The organism is Glycomyces sp. NPDC046736 (genome assembly GCF_040645615.1).
Classification (GTDB): Bacteria; Actinomycetota; Actinomycetes; order Mycobacteriales; family Micromonosporaceae; genus Glycomyces.
Map to the genome: position 1 here is coordinate 127,865 of NZ_JBEYYO010000010.1, position 19,461 is coordinate 147,325.

The 19,461-nt window shown below is 70.5% G+C and carries 17 protein-coding genes and 1 tRNA gene; 6 read left to right on the top strand and 12 right to left on the bottom strand.

The annotated features are described in order from the left end of the window. The first annotated feature begins 139 nt into the window (after positions 1-139). Both AB0B28_RS12135 and AB0B28_RS12140 read left to right on the top strand, forming a co-directional pair. Positions 140-2,686 carry a DUF4153 domain-containing protein gene (locus AB0B28_RS12135; protein WP_360119986.1) on the top strand — a complete coding sequence of 849 codons (2,547 nt, stop codon included), beginning with the start codon at positions 140-142 and terminating at the stop codon, positions 2,684-2,686. Positions 2,687-2,804: 118 nt separating this feature from the next. Continuing rightward, positions 2,805-3,434, top strand: a complete 630-nt coding sequence (locus tag AB0B28_RS12140; RefSeq protein ID WP_360119987.1) for a sulfotransferase family protein — start codon at positions 2,805-2,807, stop codon at positions 3,432-3,434. Between the two features lie 161 nt (positions 3,435-3,595). Here the strand turns inward: AB0B28_RS12140 and AB0B28_RS12145 are convergent, their stop codons facing one another. The 3 genes from AB0B28_RS12145 to AB0B28_RS12155 are packed head-to-tail and all read right to left on the bottom strand — an operon-like array spanning position 3,596 to position 6,869. After that, positions 3,596-4,588, bottom strand: coding sequence for a methionine synthase (locus AB0B28_RS12145; RefSeq protein WP_360119988.1), 993 nt, complete (start codon positions 4,586-4,588; stop codon positions 3,596-3,598). Further along, positions 4,581-5,681, bottom strand: a complete 1,101-nt coding sequence (mnmA, locus tag AB0B28_RS12150) for a tRNA 2-thiouridine(34) synthase MnmA (RefSeq protein ID WP_360120065.1) — start codon at positions 5,679-5,681, stop codon at positions 4,581-4,583. The genes AB0B28_RS12145 and mnmA overlap by 8 nt, the downstream gene beginning before the upstream one ends. Before the next feature lie 30 nt (positions 5,682-5,711). Then, positions 5,712-6,869, bottom strand: coding sequence for a cysteine desulfurase family protein (locus AB0B28_RS12155; protein WP_360119989.1), 1,158 nt, complete (start codon positions 6,867-6,869; stop codon positions 5,712-5,714). A 287-nt stretch (positions 6,870-7,156) separates the two neighbouring features. On the opposite strand from AB0B28_RS12155, the gene AB0B28_RS12160 reads away from it, so the two are divergent. Then, positions 7,157-8,011 (top strand): hypothetical protein, encoded by an 855-nt coding sequence (locus tag AB0B28_RS12160; protein WP_360119990.1) that lies wholly within the window; start codon positions 7,157-7,159, stop codon positions 8,009-8,011. 52 nt (positions 8,012-8,063) lie between these two features. Here AB0B28_RS12160 and AB0B28_RS12165 read toward each other — a convergent pair whose 3' ends face one another. The 3 genes from AB0B28_RS12165 to AB0B28_RS12175 form a co-directional block, all read right to left on the bottom strand. Further along, complete coding sequence (locus AB0B28_RS12165) at positions 8,064-8,675, bottom strand: biotin transporter BioY (RefSeq protein ID WP_360119991.1); 612 nt, start codon at positions 8,673-8,675, stop codon at positions 8,064-8,066. A gap of 532 nt (positions 8,676-9,207) precedes the next feature. Further along, a complete protein-coding gene (locus tag AB0B28_RS12170; protein WP_360119992.1) occupies positions 9,208-10,137 on the bottom strand; it encodes an electron transfer flavoprotein subunit alpha/FixB family protein in 930 nt (309 codons plus the stop codon). Positions 10,138-10,147: 10 nt separating this feature from the next. Next, complete coding sequence (locus AB0B28_RS12175; protein WP_360119993.1) at positions 10,148-10,918, bottom strand: electron transfer flavoprotein subunit beta/FixA family protein; 771 nt, start codon at positions 10,916-10,918, stop codon at positions 10,148-10,150. A gap of 207 nt (positions 10,919-11,125) precedes the next feature. Between AB0B28_RS12175 and AB0B28_RS12180 the strand changes: the two genes are divergently transcribed. Continuing rightward, entirely contained in the window at positions 11,126-11,449 is a 324-nt protein-coding gene (locus AB0B28_RS12180) for a PLDc N-terminal domain-containing protein (RefSeq protein ID WP_360119994.1), read from the top strand. 5 nt (positions 11,450-11,454) lie between these two features. Here the strand turns inward: AB0B28_RS12180 and clpX are convergent, their stop codons facing one another. The 4 genes from clpX to tig form a co-directional block, all read right to left on the bottom strand. Continuing rightward, on the bottom strand, positions 11,455-12,753 hold the full coding sequence (gene clpX / locus AB0B28_RS12185) for an ATP-dependent Clp protease ATP-binding subunit ClpX (RefSeq protein ID WP_360119995.1): 1,299 nt from the start codon (positions 12,751-12,753) through the stop codon (positions 11,455-11,457). Between the two features lie 315 nt (positions 12,754-13,068). Next, the gene (locus AB0B28_RS12190; RefSeq protein ID WP_360119996.1) at positions 13,069-13,728 is read right to left on the bottom strand and encodes an ATP-dependent Clp protease proteolytic subunit; all 660 of its coding nucleotides are present in this window, start codon (positions 13,726-13,728) and stop codon (positions 13,069-13,071) included. 21 nt (positions 13,729-13,749) lie between these two features. Then, positions 13,750-14,403, bottom strand: coding sequence for an ATP-dependent Clp protease proteolytic subunit (locus AB0B28_RS12195; RefSeq protein ID WP_360119997.1), 654 nt, complete (start codon positions 14,401-14,403; stop codon positions 13,750-13,752). Positions 14,404-14,726: 323 nt separating this feature from the next. Beyond that, positions 14,727-16,112, bottom strand: coding sequence for a trigger factor (gene tig / locus AB0B28_RS12200; RefSeq protein WP_360119998.1), 1,386 nt, complete (start codon positions 16,110-16,112; stop codon positions 14,727-14,729). 349 nt (positions 16,113-16,461) lie between these two features. Between tig and AB0B28_RS12205 the strand changes: the two genes are divergently transcribed. After that, positions 16,462-17,130 carry a ThuA domain-containing protein gene (locus tag AB0B28_RS12205; RefSeq protein WP_360119999.1) on the top strand — a complete coding sequence of 223 codons (669 nt, stop codon included), beginning with the start codon at positions 16,462-16,464 and terminating at the stop codon, positions 17,128-17,130. Between the two features lie 77 nt (positions 17,131-17,207). After that, positions 17,208-17,281 (top strand) — tRNA-Gly (locus tag AB0B28_RS12210). Between the two features lie 7 nt (positions 17,282-17,288). Here the strand turns inward: AB0B28_RS12210 and AB0B28_RS12215 are convergent. Together AB0B28_RS12215 and AB0B28_RS12220 are read right to left on the bottom strand one after the other, a co-directional pair. Continuing rightward, complete coding sequence (locus AB0B28_RS12215) at positions 17,289-17,864, bottom strand: hypothetical protein (protein ID WP_360120000.1); 576 nt, start codon at positions 17,862-17,864, stop codon at positions 17,289-17,291. A 129-nt stretch (positions 17,865-17,993) separates the two neighbouring features. After that, the gene (locus AB0B28_RS12220; RefSeq protein ID WP_360120001.1) at positions 17,994-19,460 is read right to left on the bottom strand and encodes a hypothetical protein; all 1,467 of its coding nucleotides are present in this window, start codon (positions 19,458-19,460) and stop codon (positions 17,994-17,996) included. Between the last annotated feature and the right edge of the window lies 1 nt (position 19,461).

The window sequence follows — 19,461 nt, forward strand, 5'->3', positions numbered from 1 at the left end:
TGTTCTCACGAACGGGAGGGAATTGCGCCACTGTGGGCGAAATTCCCACCAGGAATGCGAGAAACCTCCACAGGGGAAAGTCCATCGCTGGCGGCAAGGGGTTATTCTCGCACTCCCTCCGATGAGAAGGGGCTCTTCCATGAGCGACCCCCAAGATCCAGTTCCGGCGCGATCAGAGGCCGCCGAGGGGCACGAAGCCCCCGGCGAGGCGCCGACTCCCACACCACCACACCAAGCGGGCCCACTGGCCGACTCGCAGGGCGAGAACGAGGCGAGCCCGGGTGCGGCGCAACCGGACGCGAACGGCACGCACAACGACGCCGCCGAGGCGAGCGGCATCCCGCCGCAGCCGAACGCTCGTGGTGTCGACGCAGGCGAGCCGAACGCCGAACCCGCTTCGCCGCCGGGCTCACCGCGCGGCTCGGGCGATCGCGAGCCCGACCGACCGGACTCCGTTGCGCCGCAAGGCGAACCGGATTCGTCGCAGGTCGAACCCGCCCGATCGCAGATCGAGCCCGCTCCTGCGCAGGCCGGGCCGTATGTGCAGGCCGGGGTGCCGCATCGGCCTCCGCCGAAGTACGGGCCCCCGCCTCCCCATCACATGCCGCAGGGTCATGGGCCTCGGCCGTATTACGCGGCCGCTCCCCCGCGCATGATCCCGCCCAACCTCCGTTGGCACCGGCCCGCGCTCTCGGCCTCGCAGACGGTCGTGCTGCTCGTCGCGTTCACCGCACTGTTCGGGGCCTGGGCGGCGTTCCACCCTCAGGGAGTCGGGATCGGCCTGGCGCTCACCGGGATCGCGCTCGTCGCCGTGCCGCTCGCGACGGGTCCGCGCTCTGACCTCGTGCCTCGGTTGCCGGGCGCAGTGCTCGTGGCGTTGCTGTGGTCGGTCGCGGCCGTGCGAGACGCGGGCTGGGTCGTGGCCCTGTGCGCGTTCACCGCGTTCGTGCTCACCCCGGTCGTGCTCGCGCCGCAGCGGCGCATCGGCGGGACCGTCATCACGTTGTGCTTCGGCTGGCTCGAAGGCCTCGCCGCGAGCTTCGGATGGCTGGGGCGCAGCGGCCGACGCCGCGAGGGAAAGCGCGCCGACACCGTCCGCAACCTGCGGATCGCCGGGATCACCGTCGGGCTCCTCATCGTGTTCGGTGGCCTGTTCGCCGCCGCCGACGACACGTTCGCGCGCCTGGCCTCGCAGCTGCTCCCCGAGCTCGACCCGGTCGAGATCTTCCTGCGGCTCCTGCTCGCCGCGGCCCTGTTCGTGCTGGTCCTGCTATGGGCGTACATGGCGGTCGCGAAGCCTAGGTTCGACTCGGACAACCCGTCCGCGCCGCGCGAGATCTCGCGCATGGAGATCGCTATCCCGTTGGCCGCGTTGAACCTCCTGTTCGCGGCGTTCATCGTGGTGCAGGCGCGGGTGTTCTTCGGCGGCGAGGCGTACGTCATGGAGACCGCGGGGCTCACCTTCGCCGAGTACGCGCGCAAGGGCTTCTGGCAGTTGAGTTTCGTGGCGGTGCTCGCGCTCGTCGTGCTCGCTTTCGCGGGCTGGCTCGCGCCCAAGCGCGCCAAGGCCGACCGCTGGACGGTCCGCGTCCTGCTCGGCGCGCTCGCGCTCATGTCGCTGGTGGTCGTGGCCTCGGCCTCGTATCGCATGGCGGTCTACTTCGACACGTACGGGCTCACCCGCCTGCGGGTGTGGGTGTTCACCGTGGAGATCTGGCTGGCGGTGCTGTTCGTCCTGGTCCTGGTGTGCTGCTGGAAGCTCCGCGCGGGCTGGCTCCCGCGCGGGGTCCTCGCCTCGGGCGCGGTGGTGCTGCTGGGCCTGGCCGCGGCCAACCCCGACGCGCTCATCGCCCGGTACAACATCGAGCACGACCACGAGCTCGACTACGGGTACCTGAGCAGTCTGTCGGCCGACGCGGCGCCCGCGCTGATGGCGCTGTCCGAAGAGCAGCGCTCGTGCTGGCGGTCCGAGTTCGACTGGGACGAGCGCGAGGCGCTGGCCTGGAACTGGGGCTACCAACAGGCCCGCGGCCTCGAGGACGAGTTCCCTGAACCGGAACCTGGGGCCTGCTTCGCCGGCGAGTACCGGACCGAGGACGAGCGGTTCGGTTCGCTTGAAGAGCCTGACGAACCGGCCACCGCGGAGGAACCCGCGACCCCGGCCGCGTCGACGAGCCCGGTCGAGCCATGGACGGCCGACCCGGCGACCGCCGAGTTCTTCCGCGGGGACATGTGCGCCGCGTACAACCTGGTCGAGGTGACCGAGTTCTTCGGGACCTCCGCGAAGGGCGACCGCGGCGTCGAGAACGACTCCATGGCGCAATACGCCGAGCCGAACTCGCCCGAGACCGGCGGCCCGGTGCTGCACTGCGGGTACTACGGGCCCGGCAGCCGGTACCTGATGATCGAGGTCTACCTGTGGCCTTCGTACGACGCCGCGGTCGACGGCGTGGAGGCCATGCGGGCGAAGCAGGCCGAGAGCGGCGTCTACGAGGTCGCGCCGCTCGACAGCGAGACCACCGCCGGTTACACGGCGGTGAGCGCCTCGGGCGGTGAGTACGAGTACGCGGTCGCGCTCAACGAACTCGTGGTCTCGGTGTACTTCGGCGACGCGGGCCCCGCCGCCGAGGCCGAACTGGTGGCGGCCGATCTGGTCGACCAGACGTGGGAACTGTACGTGTCCTGAGCGACGGCGGCGCGGCGGTCCTCGCGGGCCGCCACGCCGCCGCGCTTTCGTACACCTGGACTGGACGCGCGCGGCGATGGATTTGCCTGTGCGCGTAACGCATTCGTAACATCGTTACATGCTTCGAGTGATCGGCGCGGGCCTCCCGCGCACCGGGACGATGACCCTCAAGAGCGCCCTGGAGACCCTCCTGGGCGAGCCGTGCCACCACATGGTGGAGGTCTTCGGCCGCCTGGAGACCGACCCGCCCGCGTTCCTGGCCGCGGCGAAGGAGGGCCGCGCGGACTGGGATGGGATCTTCGAGGGGTACGCGGCGGCGGTCGACTGGCCGGCCTCGGCCTTCCACGTCGAGCTCGCCGAGCGCTACCCGGACGCGATCATGGTCCTCTCGCGCCGCGACGGCTTCGACACGTGGTGGAAGAGCTGCACGAACACGATCTTCACCGGCATCGACGACGCGAGCTTCGCCACCGAGACGTGGTCGGAGATGATCGACGCGCTGTGGGCGCGGTGCTTCGAAGGCGTCCCGAGATCCGATGTGGGGGGTATGAGGGCCGCGTACGAGCGGTACCACGAGCGGGTGCGCGAGGCGATCCCGTCGAATCGCCTGGTCGAGTTCACGACCGGCGCGGGCTGGGGCCCGCTGTGCGAGGCGCTGGACCTGCCGGTCCCCGAGGAGCCGTTCCCGTTCCTCAACTCCACCACGGAATGGCACGAGCGCGCGGGGACCACGCCGAACGACGCGTGACCGCAGTCGCGGAGGGAAACGCAACACCGGCAGGTCGCGCGGCTCGGGACCTGCGGGTCCACCATGCGCGGCGTGACCGCCTGCCGCGCAGGCGGCATCGGCCGAAGATCTGACTCCGGATCAGAAGGTCGGGGGGTAGCACCCGTGCACGCGACCGCGCGTTAGCCGTGGAGGCGTTTCGCGGCCTCGCGGCACGCCTCCATCGCGGCCCGCGAGTAGTCGGGGCTCGCCCCGGCCATGCCGCAGGTCGGCGACACGCTCACCCGCTGCGGGAGCAGGTCGGGGCTGAACCCGAGGCGGTGCCACAGGCTCAGGACGCGGTCGGCGGCCTCCTTGTCCAGGCCCGGCCTGGGCTGCCCGATCGCGGGCACGACCCCGGCGATGAGACGGCCGCCGCCGTCGAGGTACTCCCCCAGGGCGTCCATCCGCGGCACGTCGTCGAGGTCGAGGAGCGTCAGGTCGATCGCGACCGCGCCGACACCGGCCTCTTGAAGGAGCCCCACGGGCACGTCGGGGGCGCAGCAGTGGACCACGACCGGGACGCCGAGGGCTTCGGTGAGCTCGCGGAGGCGGTCGCGGGCGACCTCGACCGGGACGCGCCGGTAGAAGTCGAGCCCCGACTCGGTGTTCACCCGTCCCGCGAGCGCGGCGGGCAGGCTCGGCTCGTCGAGCTGGATCGACAGGCAGGCCTTCGGCATCCGGGCCTGGGCCGCCGCGAGGTGATTGCGCAAGCCTTCGGCGAGCGAGGCGGTCAGGTCGGCGACCGCGCCGGGATCGGCGAGCATCGCGCCGCCGGTGCGCCGCCACAGGTTCGCGGCCAGCGTGAACGGGCCTACCGCGTTCAGGCGCACGGGACCGGAGGCGTCGACTTCGAGGAGCGCGTCGAGGTCGCGTTCGAGGAAGTCGGCGGCGCGGCGGGCGTCGATCCCGGCCAGGTCGGCGATCTCCCAGCGGAAGGCCCACCACTGCACGGGCAGTCCTTCGAGCAGGCCCGCGCCGCGGCCGATCAGGTCCGAGCCGAGCCCGCGGGCGGGGAGTTCGGGCAGGTGGGGCCATTCGGGGAGTTCCCCGAAGACCACGCCTGCGGCCTCGCCGATGTCGGTCCCGGGCAGCGACCCGATCCCGGTGGCGACACCCGAGGGCAGGTCAGACACCCGCGGCCTCGACGGCCGAGGTCGCGTCGATCGTGCCCGAGGCGAGGACCGCGTCGCCGCGTTCGGACTCGGGGTCGTAGACGACGAGGGCTTGACCTGCGGCAACGCCGTAGGCGGGCTTGTGGAGGCGCGCGGTGAGGCCGTCCTCGCCCGCGCTGACCGTGGCGGGGTAGACCTCGCCGTGGGCGCGGAGCTGGACCTCGGCCTCGAACTCACCGGTCCGCTCGGGCGCGAGCCACACGGGGGCGCCGGTCTGGATGCGGTCGACGCGGAGCGCTTCGCGGGGGCCGACCTGGACGCGGTTGTCCACCGGCGTGATGGAGAGGACATAGCGCGGCTTGCCGTCGGCGGCGGGGCGCTTGAGGCCCAGGCCGTGGCGCTGGCCGACGGTGAACTGGTGGGAGCCGTCGTGGCTGCCGAGGACTTCGCCGGTGGCGGCGTCGACGATCTCGCCGTCCTTGGAGCCGAGCTTGTTCTTGAGGAACCCGGAGGTGTCGCCGTCGGCGATGAAGCAGATGTCGTGGCTGTCGGGCTTGCGGGCCACGGCGAGGCCGCGCTCCTCGGCCTCGACGCGGACCTGGTCCTTGGGGGTGTCGCCGAGCGGGAAGATCGAGTGCGCGAGCTGGGCCGGGTTGAGCACGGCGAGCACGTACGACTGGTCCTTGCCGGGGTCGACGGCGCGGCGCAGGAGCCCGTCCTCGCCTTTGCGGGCGTAGTGGCCGGTGGCGACGGCGTCGAAGCCGAGGGCCATCGCGCGGTCGAGGACGGCGGCGAACTTGATCTTCTCGTTGCAGCGCAGGCACGGGTTGGGGGTGCGCCCGTTGGCGTACTCGGCGTAGAAGTCCTCCACCACGTCCTCGTGGAAGCGTTCGGCCATGTCCCACACGTAGAAGGGGATGCCGATGACGTCGGCGGCGCGGCGCGCGTCGCGGGAGTCCTCGATGGTGCAGCAGCCGCGGGCCCCGGTCCGGTAGGTCTGGGGGTTCTTGGACAGCGCCAGGTGGACGCCGGTGACGTCGTGCCCGGCCTCGACGGCCCGGGCGGCGGCGACGGCCGAGTCGACTCCGCCGCTCATGGCGGCCAGTACTCGCAGTTTCACGCCTTCAACCATAACCAGCGGAACCTAGCTGAATCCGGCGGTCTTGGCGCGCTCGACGGCTTCGGGGAGGGCCGCCACGAGGGCGTCGATGTCGGCCCCGGTGGTGGGCCAGCCGAGCGTGAACCGCAGGGAGGAGCGGGCGTCCTCGGCGTCGGCGCCCATCGCGAGCAGCACGTGGGAGGGCTGGGCGATCCCGGCCGAGCACGCCGAGCCTGTGGCGCATTCGACACCGGCGGCGTCCAGGAGCATCAGGAGTGCGTCGCCCTCGCAGCCGGGGAAGGAGAAGTGGGCGTTGCCGGGCAGGCGCTGTTCGGGGTCGCCGTTGTAGATCGCGTCCGGCACTGCGGCTTGGAGGCGGGCCACGAGGTCGTCGCGCAGGGCCGCGAGGCGCTGCGCTTCGGTCTGTTGCGTGCGCACGGCGTGGAGCACGGCCTCGGCGAGCGAGGCGATGCCGGGCACGTCGAGCGTCCCGGAGCGGATCTCGCGTTCCTGGCCACCGCCGTGGAGCAGCGGGGTGGCCTTGACGTCGCGGCGCAGCAGCAGCGCGCCCGTGCCGGTGGGCCCGCCGAGCTTGTGGCCCGAGAGCGCCAGCGCGGCGGCCCCGGAGGCGGCGAAGTCGACCGGGACGTGGCCCACGGCCTGGATCGCGTCGGTGTGGACGGGGATGCCGTAGGGGGCGACCAGGTCGGCGATCTCGCGGACCGGTTGCAGGGTCCCGACCTCGTTGTTGGCCCACATGCAGGTCAGGACCGTGATCTCGGCGGCGTGCTCGTCGAGGACGGCGGCGAGGGCGGCCAGGTCGACGCGGCCGAGTTTGTCGACGGGCAGTTCGGTGACGTCGGCCTTCTCGTGGTCGCCGAGCCAGCACACGGCGTCGGCCACGGCGTGGTGCTCGATCGCGGTGGTGACCACCCGGTTGCGCTGCTCGGTGCGGCGGTCCCAGTGCAGGCCCTTGACGGCGAGGTTGTCGGCCTCGGTGCCCGAACCGGTGAAGATGACCTCGCCGGGTTTGGTGCCGAGGGCTTCGGCGACGCGTTCACGGGCTTCCTCGACGGTGCGGCGGGCGGCGCGCCCGGAACCGTGGAGGGACGAGGCGTTGCCGAGGGCGCGAGCGGTCCGCACATAGGCGTCGAGCGCCTCGGGGAGCATCGGCGTGGTGGCGGCGTGATCGAGATAGGCCATGACCGTTCCAGTCTACGGCGCGGCGCGGCTCACTCCCTCCCGCAGCGGCGGCGGGCGGCCGGGTTCCGCTCCGTGGGACCGCGAACACCGGTACCTGCACGTCGCCGTGCAGCTCGATGGTGCCGCCGCGTTAGAATCTGACGAATCCTCCTACCTTTCCGGGTCGGGGATTCACTGCCCCCCGAGACCGCGTTCCAAGTGAGCTCGCGGTCGAGAGAAAGTGTGTGCCGATGACGCCCGAGCTCGAAGAAGCGCTTCGCACTGGGCCATTCCACACTGCCCTGCGCGTGGCCATCCAGACCAGCGGGCTCGGACTGGACCGCATCCGCCATCGCCTCGCGATGCGCGGCATCACGGTCTCGACCACGAGCCTGAGCTACTGGCAGTCGGGGCGCTCGCGCCCCGAGCGCGCGGAATCCCTCGCGGCCGTCACCGCCCTCGAAGACCTCCTCGAACTCCCGCCGGGGGCGCTGCGGGTGCTGCTGGGCCCCAAGCGGGCCCGGGGGCCCCGGTCGATCCGCGGGCAGCTGCCGAGGCCTGACGCGGTGCTGGGCGGCGACGCGGTCCGGGAGCTGTGCGACCAGGTCCCCGCCTCTCGCGAGCACACGCTGGACATCTTGAGCCAGCAGGTCATCGTCCATGTCGACTCGCAGTGGCAGGAGTCGCTGATGGAGCTGTCGATGCTGGTGCGGGCCAGGCGGGACGACGTCGACCGGTACATCCTGCTGTACCGGGGCGACGAGGGCTGCGACATCGACGACATCGAGTTCAAACCGGTCCGCGACTGCACGGTGCCGAGCGTGCTGCGCCACGACGAGGCGCCGGTCGCCTTGGCCGAGATCGTGTTCGACACGCCGCTGCCGAAGGGCGCGACGCACCTGTTCGAGATCGTGGTGCAGGGCAACGGGGGCGTGTCGACCGGCCACGGGAACGCGTTCCGGTACCCGGTGGACCAGTACTCGCTCCAGGTGCGCTTCGCGGCCGACGCGGTGCCCAAGCGGGTGTACCGGTTCGCGCAGTCGAGTCTCCAGCGCGAGAAGCGCGAGACCGGGGACCTGCAACTGGGTCCGAGCCGCACGATCGCGCTGGCCGAGCCGGTGCCGCGCCCGGGTGCGCTGGGCATCGGCTGGGACGCGTCTTAAGGGCGAGATGAGAAGAGCCCCACCGGAGTCCGGTGGGGCTCTTCGCGCTGCCTCAGTCCTGGGAGCGGAACTTGTTGACCGCCCACCACGCGCCCGGCAGGAGCAGGGCGGCGAAGACGAGCTTGATCGCGTCGCCGATCAGGTAGGGGGTGATGCCCCATTCGACGGCCTGCGCGGCGCCCACGCCGGTGGCGTAGGCGAGGTAGGGGGTGCCGAAGGCGTACATGATGACGTTGCCGAGGACCATGAGCCCGGCGGTCTTGAGCACGGTGCGGTCTCCGCCGCGCCCGGCCAGCCAGCCGACGGCCACGCCGGCGACCAGGAAGCCGATGATGTAGCCGAAGCTCGGGAACCCGAACCCGGAGGCGCCCTCGGTGAACCACGGGACCCCGGCCATGCCGGCGACGAGGTAGAGCGCGAGGGTCAGGCCCGCGCGCAAGGGGCCGTAGGCGGCGCCGAGGAGGAGCACGGTGAACGTGGTGAGCACGAACGGCACCGGGCTGATCTGCGGCACGGTGATCGCGACCTGAGCGGAGGCGCCGACGGCGGCCGCGCCGCCGAGCACGAGCACGGCGTCACGGGCGACCGCACGCGCCCGAGTCGAAGCCGGCAGAAGATCGGCGAGCACGCCGGGCGCAGAGATCGCGGCAGCTGGGGCGGCCATGATGGAATCCTCCAACAACATCTGTAGGTTTCATATAACGAGAGGCCCTCGAAGCCTAACTCACGCGTGTTACGACCAAGTGACACCCCACCCAAGACGAGAGCCCCACTCGCAACACCGACAACGCCAGACCTACATGTCGCACCCCCGCGCGATCATGAAAACCGGGGGCGACAGCGAACCCGAGCCCCGCTCACAAAGGCGCCCCGATCGCGGCGAGCACCGCCGCAAAGCCGGCGGGCCGAGCTGCGCCCGGCGCTCGCAATGGCGCCCCGATCGCGCCGAGCCCATCGCGAACCCCGCTGGCCGCGCCGCGCCCGGCCGGGCCGAGCCGGTCGGGCCGGTCGGGCCGAGCCTGGGCCAATGTCGCACCCTCGCGCCATCATGAAAACCGGGGGCGGTGAGGAACCCGAGTCACACTCGCAACCCGGTCGCGAGCATCAGGCCACCCGCCCGAATCCCGCAAGACGCCGCCGCCACGGCAGACGTGTGGCCCGGCCGCCTTCGGCGGCCGGGCCACACGTCCACTTCGCTACTTGCGCTTCTCGATCTCTTCGAGCGCCTGCGGCAGGACCTGGAACAGGTCGCCGACCACGCCGAAGTCGGCCATGCCGAAGATCGGCGCGTCCGCGTCCTTGTTCACGGCCACGATCACGCGCGAGGTCTGCATCCCCGCGCGGTGCTGGATCGCGCCCGAGATCCCCGCCGCCACATACAGCTGCGGGCTCACGGTCGTGCCGGTCTGGCCCACCTGGAACTTGTGCGGGTAATACCCCGCGTCGGTCGCGGCGCGCGAGGCGCCGACCGCGCCGCCGAGCGAGTCGGCGACCTTCTCGATGAGCGCGAAGTCCTCCGCAGAGCCCACGCCGCGCCCGCCCGAGACGACCACGCCGGCCTCGGCCAGACCCGGCCGGTCCCCCGCGGGCTCGTCCACGCGCTGCTCGACCTTGACGCGCCGGTCGGCGTCGGCCACCGTCGCGGCCACGTTCTCGACCGCGGGCGAACCCGGGGCCGGAGCCGGCTCGGTCGAGCCCTGCTTCACGGTCGCGAGCGTGAAACCCTTGGTGGCCTTGGACTTCACCACGGTCGCGCCCGCGAACGCGTCCTGCGTCGCGGTCCCATCGGCCTCAAGGCCCGACACGTCGGTGAGCAGCCCGTTGTCGAGCGCCACGGCCACGCGCGCGGCCAGCGCCTTGCCCTCGTCGGTGCTCGGGAGCAGGAAGAAGTCGGGCGAGGCGGTGCGGGCCAGGTCGGTGAGGACGGTGGCCTTGGGGTCGACGAAGTAGTCGTCGACGCCGTCGCCGTCGACGCGGAGGACCTTCGCGGCGCCGTACTCGCCCGCGAGGGAGGCGGCGGCGTCGTCGAAGGCCACGGCGGTGACGTCGCCGAGGGAGCGGGCGAGGGTGAGGACCTCGGCGGCAAGCTTGCCGGAGTTCGGTACGTACACAAGGATGTCGGTCATGGCGGTCCCCTTAGATGAACTTCTCGGCGGCGAGGAATTCGGCGAGCGCGCTGCCGCCCTGGCCCTCATCGGTGACGATCTGCCCGGCGGTGCGCTCGGGGCGGTCGGCCGCGCCGACGACCTCGTTGGTCGCGGCGGCGGCGCCGGCCTCGGTGACGCCGAGGTCGGCGAGCGTGAGCGTCTCGACCTTCTTGCGCTTGGCGGCCATGATGCCCTTGAGCGACGGGTAGCGCGGGGTGTTGATGGTGTCCCACACCGAAACGATGGCCGGAAGGTCGGCGCTGAGCACGTCGTATCCGTTGGTGCGCTGGTGTTCGACGGTGATCTTGGCGCCGTCGAGGTCGATCTTGCGCGCGCCGGTGAGGGCGGGGCGGCCGGTGCGGGCGGCCAGGAGCTGGGGCATGACGCCCATGTTGGAGTCGGTGGACTCGGCACCGGCGATCACGAGGTCCCATTCGAGGCGGCCGAGGGCCGCGGCGAGGATCTGGGAGGTGGTGAGCGCGTCGGAGCCGCCGACGGCGTCGTCTTCGATGTGGACGGCCTTGTCGGCGCCCATCCCGAGGGCCTTGCGCACGGTTTCGGTCGCCTGGCCCGGTCCGAGGGTGAGCACGGTGACCTCGCCGCCGTGGGCCTCTTTGAGCTGGAGGGCGGCTTCGACGGCGTATTCGTCGAGCTCCCCCATGACGTTGTTGGCGCCGTTGCGGTCGACCCGCAACTGGGCGTCCAGCCGTCTCGCGAGCCCCGAGTCGGGGACCTGCTTGACCAGAACCACGATGTTCATAGACAACCTCCGAGGTCGTTCTTGGCGACACTGCTGTTGACGGCGCTGTACTGGCCAGCGACGGTCCGGTGGCGCGGTGTCCGGCCGCGCGGCCGGGCTCTGCGCCGGCCCAGAGTCCTGGGCCGAACTATATCCTACGAAGTTACTTTCGAGTAACCACCTGTGCCGTTGTTGTACGAGGCGCGGCGGCCAGGCATGATTGGACCTATGGTCCGCGCGTTCGTGTTTCTGTTCCTCGCCCACCTGGCGCTGGTGATCGCCGCGGTCGCAGATTGCCTCGGCGGCGAGCACGCCCCCAGGAAGCTGTCCCGCGCCTGGTGGGTGCTCATCATCGTGATCGTCCCCGTGGTGGGCGGCATCCTCTGGTTCTCGGTCGGCAGGGCGCGTCCGCCGCGCCCGCAGCCCGGCAGCGGCCGCCCCGGCTCATCGGGCGGTCCCCGCAGCCCCCGCGGCCCGGTGGCCCCCGACGACGACCCCGACTTCCTGCGGGACATCGACCGGCGTCTGCGCGACGAGCCCAAAGAGGACTGAGGCCCTCAGGCCGACTTCTCGCGCCTGGGGCGCGCAGCGCGCCTGGGGCTCGACTTGGTCCTGGGGATGAGTGTGGGGTTGACGTTGCGCCGCACCACGTCAGCGGTGATCTCGACCCTCGCCACCTCGTCGGCGCGCGAGGGGATCTCGAACATGACCGGCTGGAGGACCTCCTCCATGATGGCCCGCAGGCCTCTCGCGCCGGTGCCGCGCAGCAGCGCGGACTCCACGATCGGGTCGAGCGCGTCCTCGGCGAACACGAGCTCGACGCCGTCGAGTTCGAGGAGCCGCTGATACTGCTTGACCAGGGCGTTCTTGGGTTCGGTGAGGATGCGCAGCAGCGCGGCCTCGTCGAGGTGGTCGACGGTGGTCAGGATCGGCAGGCGCCCGACCATCTCGGGGATGAGCCCGTATTTGAGCAGGTCGTCGGGCATGACCTGGGACACGATCGCGTCGTCGGCGTTCTCGGCGTCCTGGAGGTGGGCGGTGAAGCCGACCGTGCGCTTGCCGACGCGGCTCTTGATGATCTCCTCGATCCCGGCGAACGCGCCGCCGCAGATGAAGAGGATGTTCGTGGTGTCGATCTGGATGTGCTCCTGCTGCGGGTGCTTGCGCCCGCCCTGCGGCGGCACCGACGCGAGGGTGCCTTCGAGGATCTTCAGGAGCGCCTGCTGCACGCCCTCACCTGATACGTCGCGCGTGATCGAGGGGTTGTCGGCCTTGCGTCCGGCCTTGTCGATCTCGTCGATGTAGATGATGCCGGTCTCGGCGCGCTTGACGTCGAAGTCGGCGGCCTGGATGAGCTTGAGGAGGATGTTCTCCACGTCCTCGCCCACGTACCCGGCCTCGGTCAGGGCCGTGGCGTCGGCGATCGCGAACGGGACGTCGAGCATCCGCGCGAGGGTCTGGGCCAGATGGGTCTTGCCCGAGCCGGTGGGGCCGACCATGAGGATGTTGGACTTCTGGAGCTCGACGTGCTCGCCGCCGCGCAGCGAGCCCAGTTCGTCGAGCTGGACGCGTTTGTAGTGGTTGTACACCGCCACGGCGAGGGAGCGCTTGGCGTGGTCCTGCCCGATGACCCACTGGTCGAGGAACTCCACGACCTCCTTGGGTTTGGGGAGGTCCTCCCAGGCGACGTCGGCCTCCTCCGCGAACTCCTCTTCGATGATCTCGTTGCAGAGGTCGATGCACTCGTCGCAGATGTAGACGTTGGCCGGACCGGCGATGAGCTTGCGCACCTGCCGTTGCGACTTCGAGCAGAACGAGCACTTCAAGATCTCGCTGTCACCCAGGCGTGGTGCCATCGCGGCGTCTCCTTCCCTCGGCAGGGACCGCGGGCCCCGGGCGGGGGCCGGACGGTCCGGCACGGGCGGGTCCCGTGCGTCTGCCCGGTGTGCGTGCTTGCTCCGTAGATTCAGGACGAACCGTTACCTGAACCAGTATTTCGCATTTGCGGCCGGTGCGCCAGAGGCGAACCGGTGCCGGGTTCGGGCCGAACCCGGTGCCAGCGCCACGGTAGCGCGGACCGGCCACATCGGGGGGCGATCGTCCAGAGACGAGGCCCCGTCGCCTGCGGGGAGGGGCGGGCCGATCCGGGCGGCCCGCCCCTCCCCCGGTGCCTACACTGCCGCTTCGACCGGCAGGGCGTTCTTCTTGCGGTAGGTGAGGACGTTGTCGACGATGCCGTAGGCGACGGCCTCGTCGGCGGTGAAGATCTTGTCGCGTTCGATGTCGCGGCGGACCTTCTCGACCTCCTGGCCGGTGTGGCGGGCCAGGATCTTCTCCAGCTGGTCCCTCATGCGCATGATCTCGCGGGCCTGGATCTCCATGTCCGAGGCCTGGCCGAAGGTGCCCTCGGTGGCCGGCTGGTGGATGATCACGCGGGAGTTGGGCAGCGCGGTGCGCTTGCCGGGGGTCCCGGCCGCGAGCAGCACGGCCGCGGCCGAGGCGGCCTGGCCCATGCACACGGTCTGGATGTCCGGGCGCACGTACTGCATGGTGTCGTAGATGGCCATCAGCGCGGTGAGCGAGCCACCGGGCGAGTTGATGTACATGATGATGTCCCGGTCGGGGTCGTTGCCCTCGAGGACGATCAGCTGGCTCATGATGTCGTTGGCCGAGGTGTCGTCGACCGGGGACCCGAGGAAGATGATCCGGTCTTCGAACATCTTGTTGTACGGGTTCATCTCCTTGACCCCGTACGAGGTCTTCTCGGTGAACGACGGCACGATGTAGCGGGCCTGCGGCTGGGCTCCGAAGGACTGCGCGTGGATGTCCATGCTTCTGGTTCCCCTGTTCTGCTAGTTGGCCTCGGCGGGGACGTCGGCCACCCGCTTGACGACGTGGTCGATGAAGCCGTAGTCCTTGGCCTCGGCGGCGGTGAACCAGCGGTCGCGGTCGGAGTCGCGTTCGATCTCCTCGATGGTGCGGCCGGTGTGCTCGGCGACGCGCTCTTGGAACATCTGCTTGGTGTAGAGCATCTGCTCGGCGAGGATCGCGACGTCGGAGGCGGTGCCGCCGATGCCGCCGGAGGGCTGGTGCATCATGATGCGCGCGTGCGGGAGCGCGTAGCGCTTGCCCGCGGTGCCGGCGCACAGGAGCAGCTGGCCCATGGAGGCGGCCATGCCCATGCCGACGGTCTGCACGTCGTTCTTGATGAACTGCATGGTGTCGTAGATGGCCATGCCGTCATAGACCGAGCCGCCGGGCGAGTTGATGTAGAGCTTGATGTCGCGCTGGTCGTCCTCGGCTTCGAGGAGGAGGAGCTGCGCGCACAGGCGGTTGGCGATCTCGGAGTTGACGTCGGAGCCCAGGAAGAGGATGTGCTCCTTGAGCAGGCGGTCGAAGACCATGCTGTCGAGGCCGACCGAGGAGGCGTCACCACCGCCGCGACGGGCGACCGCGCTGACGACGTCCTTCTCCAATTGCGAGGAGAACGGAATCGAACGATCCATGTCTTGCACCTTCATTCTGTCTCGGCGATTTGCACTCGGCTTTGCGGTTACCAATCCAGACCTTAGCCCGTCGGGCCGACGATCGGACGCGGCTGGGCTCCGTGTTCGCTGCGAGCGGAGCGCGGCTTCGCCTGCGGGGCCGACCCTCACATCCTGGGGCACGGGCGGCCGGAGGGGTGCGCACAGGGTGTCCGACGGCGGACGGGGGCAAACGGGGCCGGATCGGGCGCGCTTCGATGGTCTCGGTCACAGCGCAGCGGGGACGGACCGAGGGCCCGCCGTGGAGACGACGGGCCCTCGGTGTGTTCGCTTGCGGGAGTGGGCTACTCCTCGGTCTTGTCCTCGGCGTCGGCCTCGGGGGTCTGCTCCTCGGCGGCCTTGCGGCCGGGGAACAGGTCCTCCTCGGTGAGGTCCTTGCCGGAGGCGTCGGTGATGGACGCTTCCTTGACGACCTCTTCGAGCGCGAGCTGCTGGCGCAGCGAGGAGGCGATCTGCTGGAGGCCGCCGTTGGTGCGCAGCTCGTCGACGAAGCGCTGGAACTGGTCCTGCGGGACGCCGCGCTGCTGGGCCTGGCGCACGACCTCGGCGGTCATGAGCTCGCCGGAGACCTCGAGTTCGCGGTCGGCGGCGATGCGGCCCAGGATGATCGACTGGCGCAGGTTCGACTCGACGTCGTCGCGCAGTTCGGCGTCGAACTCCTCGGCGGTCTTGCCGACCGCGGTGAGGTACTCGTCGAAGCCGCCCGCGAGCTCCACGACCTGCTGTTCGAGGTGGCCGCGGGTGTGCTCGATCTCGGCGTCGACGGTCTTCTCCGGCAGCGGCAGCTCGACGGCCTCGATGAGGGCTTCGAGGGTCTTCTGGCGGGCCTCGTTGGCCTTGCCGGTCTTGCCCTGGGTCTCCAGGCGCTCGCGGGTGGCGTTGCGCAGTTCTTCGAGGGTGTCGAAGGGGCTGGCCATCTCGGCGAAGTCGTCGTCCAGGTCGGGCAGCTCGCGCTCCTTGACCTGGGTGACCTTGACCTCGACGTCGGCCTCTTCGCCGTCCTGCTCGCCCGCGAGGGTCGACTGGATGGTCTTCTCGTCGCCCGCGGCCATGCCGACCAGGGCGTCGTCGAGGCCGTCGAGCAGGTTGCCCTGGCCGACCTCGTGGCTCATGCCGGTGACCGAGCCGCCCTCGACCTCTTCGCCGTTCTGGGTGGCGCGCAGGTCGATCACGACGAAGTCGCCGGTGTTCGCGGCGCGCTCGACGGTCTTGAGGGAGGAGAAGCGCAGGCGCTGGGACTCGATGTCGGCGTCCACGTCCTCTTCGGTGACGTCACCGGACTCGACGGTGACCTTGAGGGAGGCGAAGTCGGGGAGGTCGAACGCGGGGGTCACGTCGGTCTCGACCACGAACTCGAACGGCTTGCCCTCTTCGATGGGCTTGACCTCGGTCAGCTCGGGGCGGCCGAGCGCGTTCACGTCGTTCTCGGAGACGGCCTGGGTCAGGTTGGCCTGCACGGCCGGGTCCATCGCCTGGGCGAGCACGGACTCGCGGCCGACGCGCTGGTCGATGACCTGGCGGGGGGCCTTGCCCGGGCGGAACCCGGGGACGCGGATCTGCTGCCCGACCGTCTTGTACGCCTCGTTGATGAACGGCGCCAGTTCCTCGAACGGCACCTCGACCGACAGCCGTACCCTGGTCGGGCTCAGGGTCTCGACAGTGCTCTTCACAGACGTACTCCTAGATCGTTTCGCTCTATTGCCGTGCGATATCGCTTTTGCGTCGGGGCAGGGGCCACTCGAAGAGAATCGGGCCGCCGGCAGCGCAGCATCGACCCCCGCTCCGGACGAGTCTAGGCCGCCCTGGCCTGGCAGCCCCGGCGGGTGTGGTCGATATCGCCCGGCGTCACCTTCGCACGGGCCGCTGGGTCGGGCCGTCCGGCCTGCCGCTGGGGCCTCGAATCACCCGGTCGGGCCGCCGCACGGGAGGCCCGTTCGCGCAGATCGCCTAGAATCCGACGTGAAATCGTTCTCCGGAGGACGCGTCCCGTCTTCCGCCCCCTGGACAGGAGCGAACCCAGTGGCCCCTTCCGCCATCCTGGTCTTCACCAAGACGACCGGTTTCCGGCACGAGTCGATCCCCGCCGGGCTCGCGGCCTTCGAAGGCCTCGCCGCCGAACTCGGGTACGAGGTCGAGCACTCCGAGGACGCGGCCGTGTTCAACCCGCTCGACCTCGCCCGCTTCGCGGCCGTCGTGTGGCTCTCGCCCTCGGGCGACGTCCTCGGGGAACTCGAACGCGCCGCCTTGGCGGACTTCGTGACCGGAGGCGGGGGCTGGATGGGCGTCCACGGGGCGGCCACCGCCGAGCAGTCGTGGCCGTTCTACCGGGAGCTGGTGGGCGCGCGGTTCATCGGACACCCGCCGGGCTGCACCGAAGGCGAGATCGACGTCAAGGACTCAGGTCACGCATCGACCGCGCACTTGCCGGAGCGCTGGTCGTGGACCGACGAGTGGTACAGCTTCGACGAGCGGCCTGAGGGCGTGGAGGTCCTGCTCGAAGTCGACGAGGACACCTACGTCGCCGGGGACCTCGCCATGGGCCATCCCCACCCGCTCGCCTGGCACCGCCGCCTCGAAGCGGGCCGCTGCTTCTACACCGCGCTGGGCCACGACGCGGCCGCCTACGAGGACGAGACCTTCCGGTCCCACCTCAAAGGCGGCCTCCAAAGCGTCCTGCCCGGGAAGTGACGCCCCGGCCCAGACCTGGTTGCACCAGCGCCAAAGCCCACGCTAGACTCGTCCCGGCTCCCTTCAGGGGTGCCGATGCGGGCGTAGCTTAATGGTAAAGCTTTGGTCTTCCAAACCAACGACGCGAGTTCGATTCTCGTCGCCCGCTCCACTCACAGTCACGCGGCGCGGTTCCTGCGCCGCAGCCCCCACAGGACCTGCACCAGGGCGCCGAGCGCGGGCAGTCCCAGGAACGCCCACGCGAACAGCTCGTCCTTGGTGATCCAGTCGATGCCCGGGTAGTACGAGGTCTCCGAAGAGAGCGTGCGCAGCCCGATCCCGATGATCACGCAGGCCAGCGCGGCCGAACCATAGGCGATCCTCCTGCCCGGCAGCGGGATCGCGGCGGCGACGAACACCGCCGCGGCGCCGAGGTAGCAGAGCGTGAACGCGATCGGCGCGGGTCCGTCGCTGCCGATCATGAACGACAGCACGGTGATGTAGAGCGAGAGGGCGCCGCACAGCAGCGCGCCGCCTTCGGCGAGGTAGGTGTCCAGGCGGGGGCGCGGCATCCGCCACGCGGTCCACAGCAGCCACGGCGCGGGCAGCGCCAGGGCCACGATGAGCACGACAGGCGTCGCGTCGCCCGCGAAAAGTCCGGCGACGAAGGCGAGGAACCAGACGACGGGGGCGAGCGCCCACGTCACGATGGACTTCGCGGTCGCGCGGTCGGTGGTGTTCGTGGTGATGTTCATGGGATCAGTCTCGCAACCGTGCGCAAGAGGCCGACTACTCGAATCGGGGTTTTGTTGTAGGGTCTCGACAACGAACGTGCCCTCGGTGTCCCTTTCGCCCCGTAGTTTTCTAGGTTCTCGCCAAACGGTTCACCACAGGTCGGCGGGCCAGGCTTTGAGGATCGTCTCGTCGTAGTCGCCGGTGTCGGTGACGATCTGGCCGGGGAGGAAGTAGGCGACGGTGCCGGGGAGGGCGACGCCTTCGCCGGTGGCGAGGTCGTAGGCGTAGACGGTGTAGGAGCTCCAGCCCCACATGCCGGCGTCGCCGTAGAGCCAGAGGGTGGAGCCGATGACGGTGGCGCGGTCGCCGCTGCCGAAGGCGGTGGAGGCCCGCCAGCGCTCGGTTCCGGTGGCGGTGTCGTAGGCGGCGAGGGTGTCCTCGCCCGCGTCCCAGTCCAGGACGATGAGGGTCGTGGCTTCGGGGTCGATCGCGAGGGCCTGGCCTTCGGTGAGGGCCTCGAAGATCGACTCGCCGGTCTCCAGGTCCACGATGGATGGTACGCCGTCGATGGTCAGGGGCAGTTTGCCGTCGACTTCGCCAGAGGCGGGCAGGCTCCCGCAGTAGGTGTAGTCGGCGGTCTTGCGGGTCATGGCCTCGATCTGCCAGGCCGGGTCGGTCTGGCCGAAGCGGTGGCCCGCGAGGCTGGCGGTGCAGCCGTCGGCGGGGTTGTCGTCGTAGTCGTCGTAGACGACGAGGGTGTCTCCGGCGAGGGTGGTCTTCCCGTGGGTGGCGACGCTGGTCAGGGCCCGGCCGTGCTCGTAGACGGTGACGGTGCGGGAGCTGTGCCCGGTCGGGTAGGACGCGACGAGGAGCCTCTCGGGCAGGGGCGTGCCGGTCCAGGAGCTGCCGGTCTCGGCCTGGGCGCTGGCGTAGGTGGGCACCGACCACAGGGTGCGCAGGTCGGTGGGGTGGCGGGCGTAGAGGGTGCAGTCGCCGATGTGGTTCTCCTGCTTGCCGGTGCACTCGGTCATGAGCACGGCGTCGGAGAACACCGAGACGAACGAGGCCTCCTGGTCGTGCCAGACCTCTTCGCCGGTGTCGAGGTCGAGCGCGACGGTGTCCTCGCGGCCGGGCCACTCGTAGTCGTCGTCGGTGAAGTCGTCGGGGCTCTTGGAGATCACCACGACGTCCTCGCCGATGCCGATCTCGGGGCCGAACTCCTCCCAGGTGTAGGACCACACGACCGTGCCGTCCTTCTGGAGTTCGAGCTTGCCGTCGGTGCGGTGGAGTTCGCCTTGGTCGATGTGGGCGATCTGGGCGGTGTCCTCGTCGTTCTCCGCGACCCAGTCGGGTTCGCCGCCGTAGAGCGAGATGCCCGCGGGGAGGTCGGAGGCCGCTTCGGGGGTGTCGGTGGTCGGCTCGGACTCGACGTGCTGGGGCAGTTCGCCTTCGGGCCAGGCCGAGCGGCCCGGGAAGTCGGGTGAGTGGAGCGGGGCCAGCGCGAAGGTCGCTCCGATCATGGCGAGGGCGAGGCCCGCGGCCCCGTACTGGACGGTCCGCGGCCAACTGCGCAGCTCGCGCCACAGCGTGACGTGGTCGTCGTCCGGGGCGGGCATC

Bases quoted from the DNA above. Each gene is read 5' to 3' on its own strand.
- AB0B28_RS12135 (WP_360119986.1), top strand. From the start codon at position 140: ATGAGCGACCCCCAAGATCCAGTTCCGGCGCGATCAGAGGCCGCCGAG.
- AB0B28_RS12175 (WP_360119993.1), bottom strand. From the start codon at position 10,918: ATGAACATCGTGGTTCTGGTCAAGCAGGTCCCCGACTCGGGGCTCGCG.
- AB0B28_RS12220 (WP_360120001.1), bottom strand. From the start codon at position 19,460: ATGCCCGCCCCGGACGACGACCACGTCACGCTGTGGCGCGAGCTGCGC.
- clpX (WP_360119995.1), bottom strand. From the start codon at position 12,753: ATGGCACCACGCCTGGGTGACAGCGAGATCTTGAAGTGCTCGTTCTGC.
- AB0B28_RS12215 (WP_360120000.1), bottom strand. From the start codon at position 17,864: ATGAACATCACCACGAACACCACCGACCGCGCGACCGCGAAGTCCATC.
- AB0B28_RS12155 (WP_360119989.1), bottom strand. From the start codon at position 6,869: ATGGCCTATCTCGATCACGCCGCCACCACGCCGATGCTCCCCGAGGCG.
- AB0B28_RS12140 (WP_360119987.1), top strand. From the start codon at position 2,805: ATGCTTCGAGTGATCGGCGCGGGCCTCCCGCGCACCGGGACGATGACC.
- AB0B28_RS12190 (WP_360119996.1), bottom strand. From the start codon at position 13,728: ATGGACATCCACGCGCAGTCCTTCGGAGCCCAGCCGCAGGCCCGCTAC.
- AB0B28_RS12170 (WP_360119992.1), bottom strand. From the start codon at position 10,137: ATGACCGACATCCTTGTGTACGTACCGAACTCCGGCAAGCTTGCCGCC.
- AB0B28_RS12165 (WP_360119991.1), bottom strand. From the start codon at position 8,675: ATGGCCGCCCCAGCTGCCGCGATCTCTGCGCCCGGCGTGCTCGCCGAT.
- AB0B28_RS12180 (WP_360119994.1), top strand. From the start codon at position 11,126: ATGGTCCGCGCGTTCGTGTTTCTGTTCCTCGCCCACCTGGCGCTGGTG.
- AB0B28_RS12195 (WP_360119997.1), bottom strand. From the start codon at position 14,403: ATGGATCGTTCGATTCCGTTCTCCTCGCAATTGGAGAAGGACGTCGTC.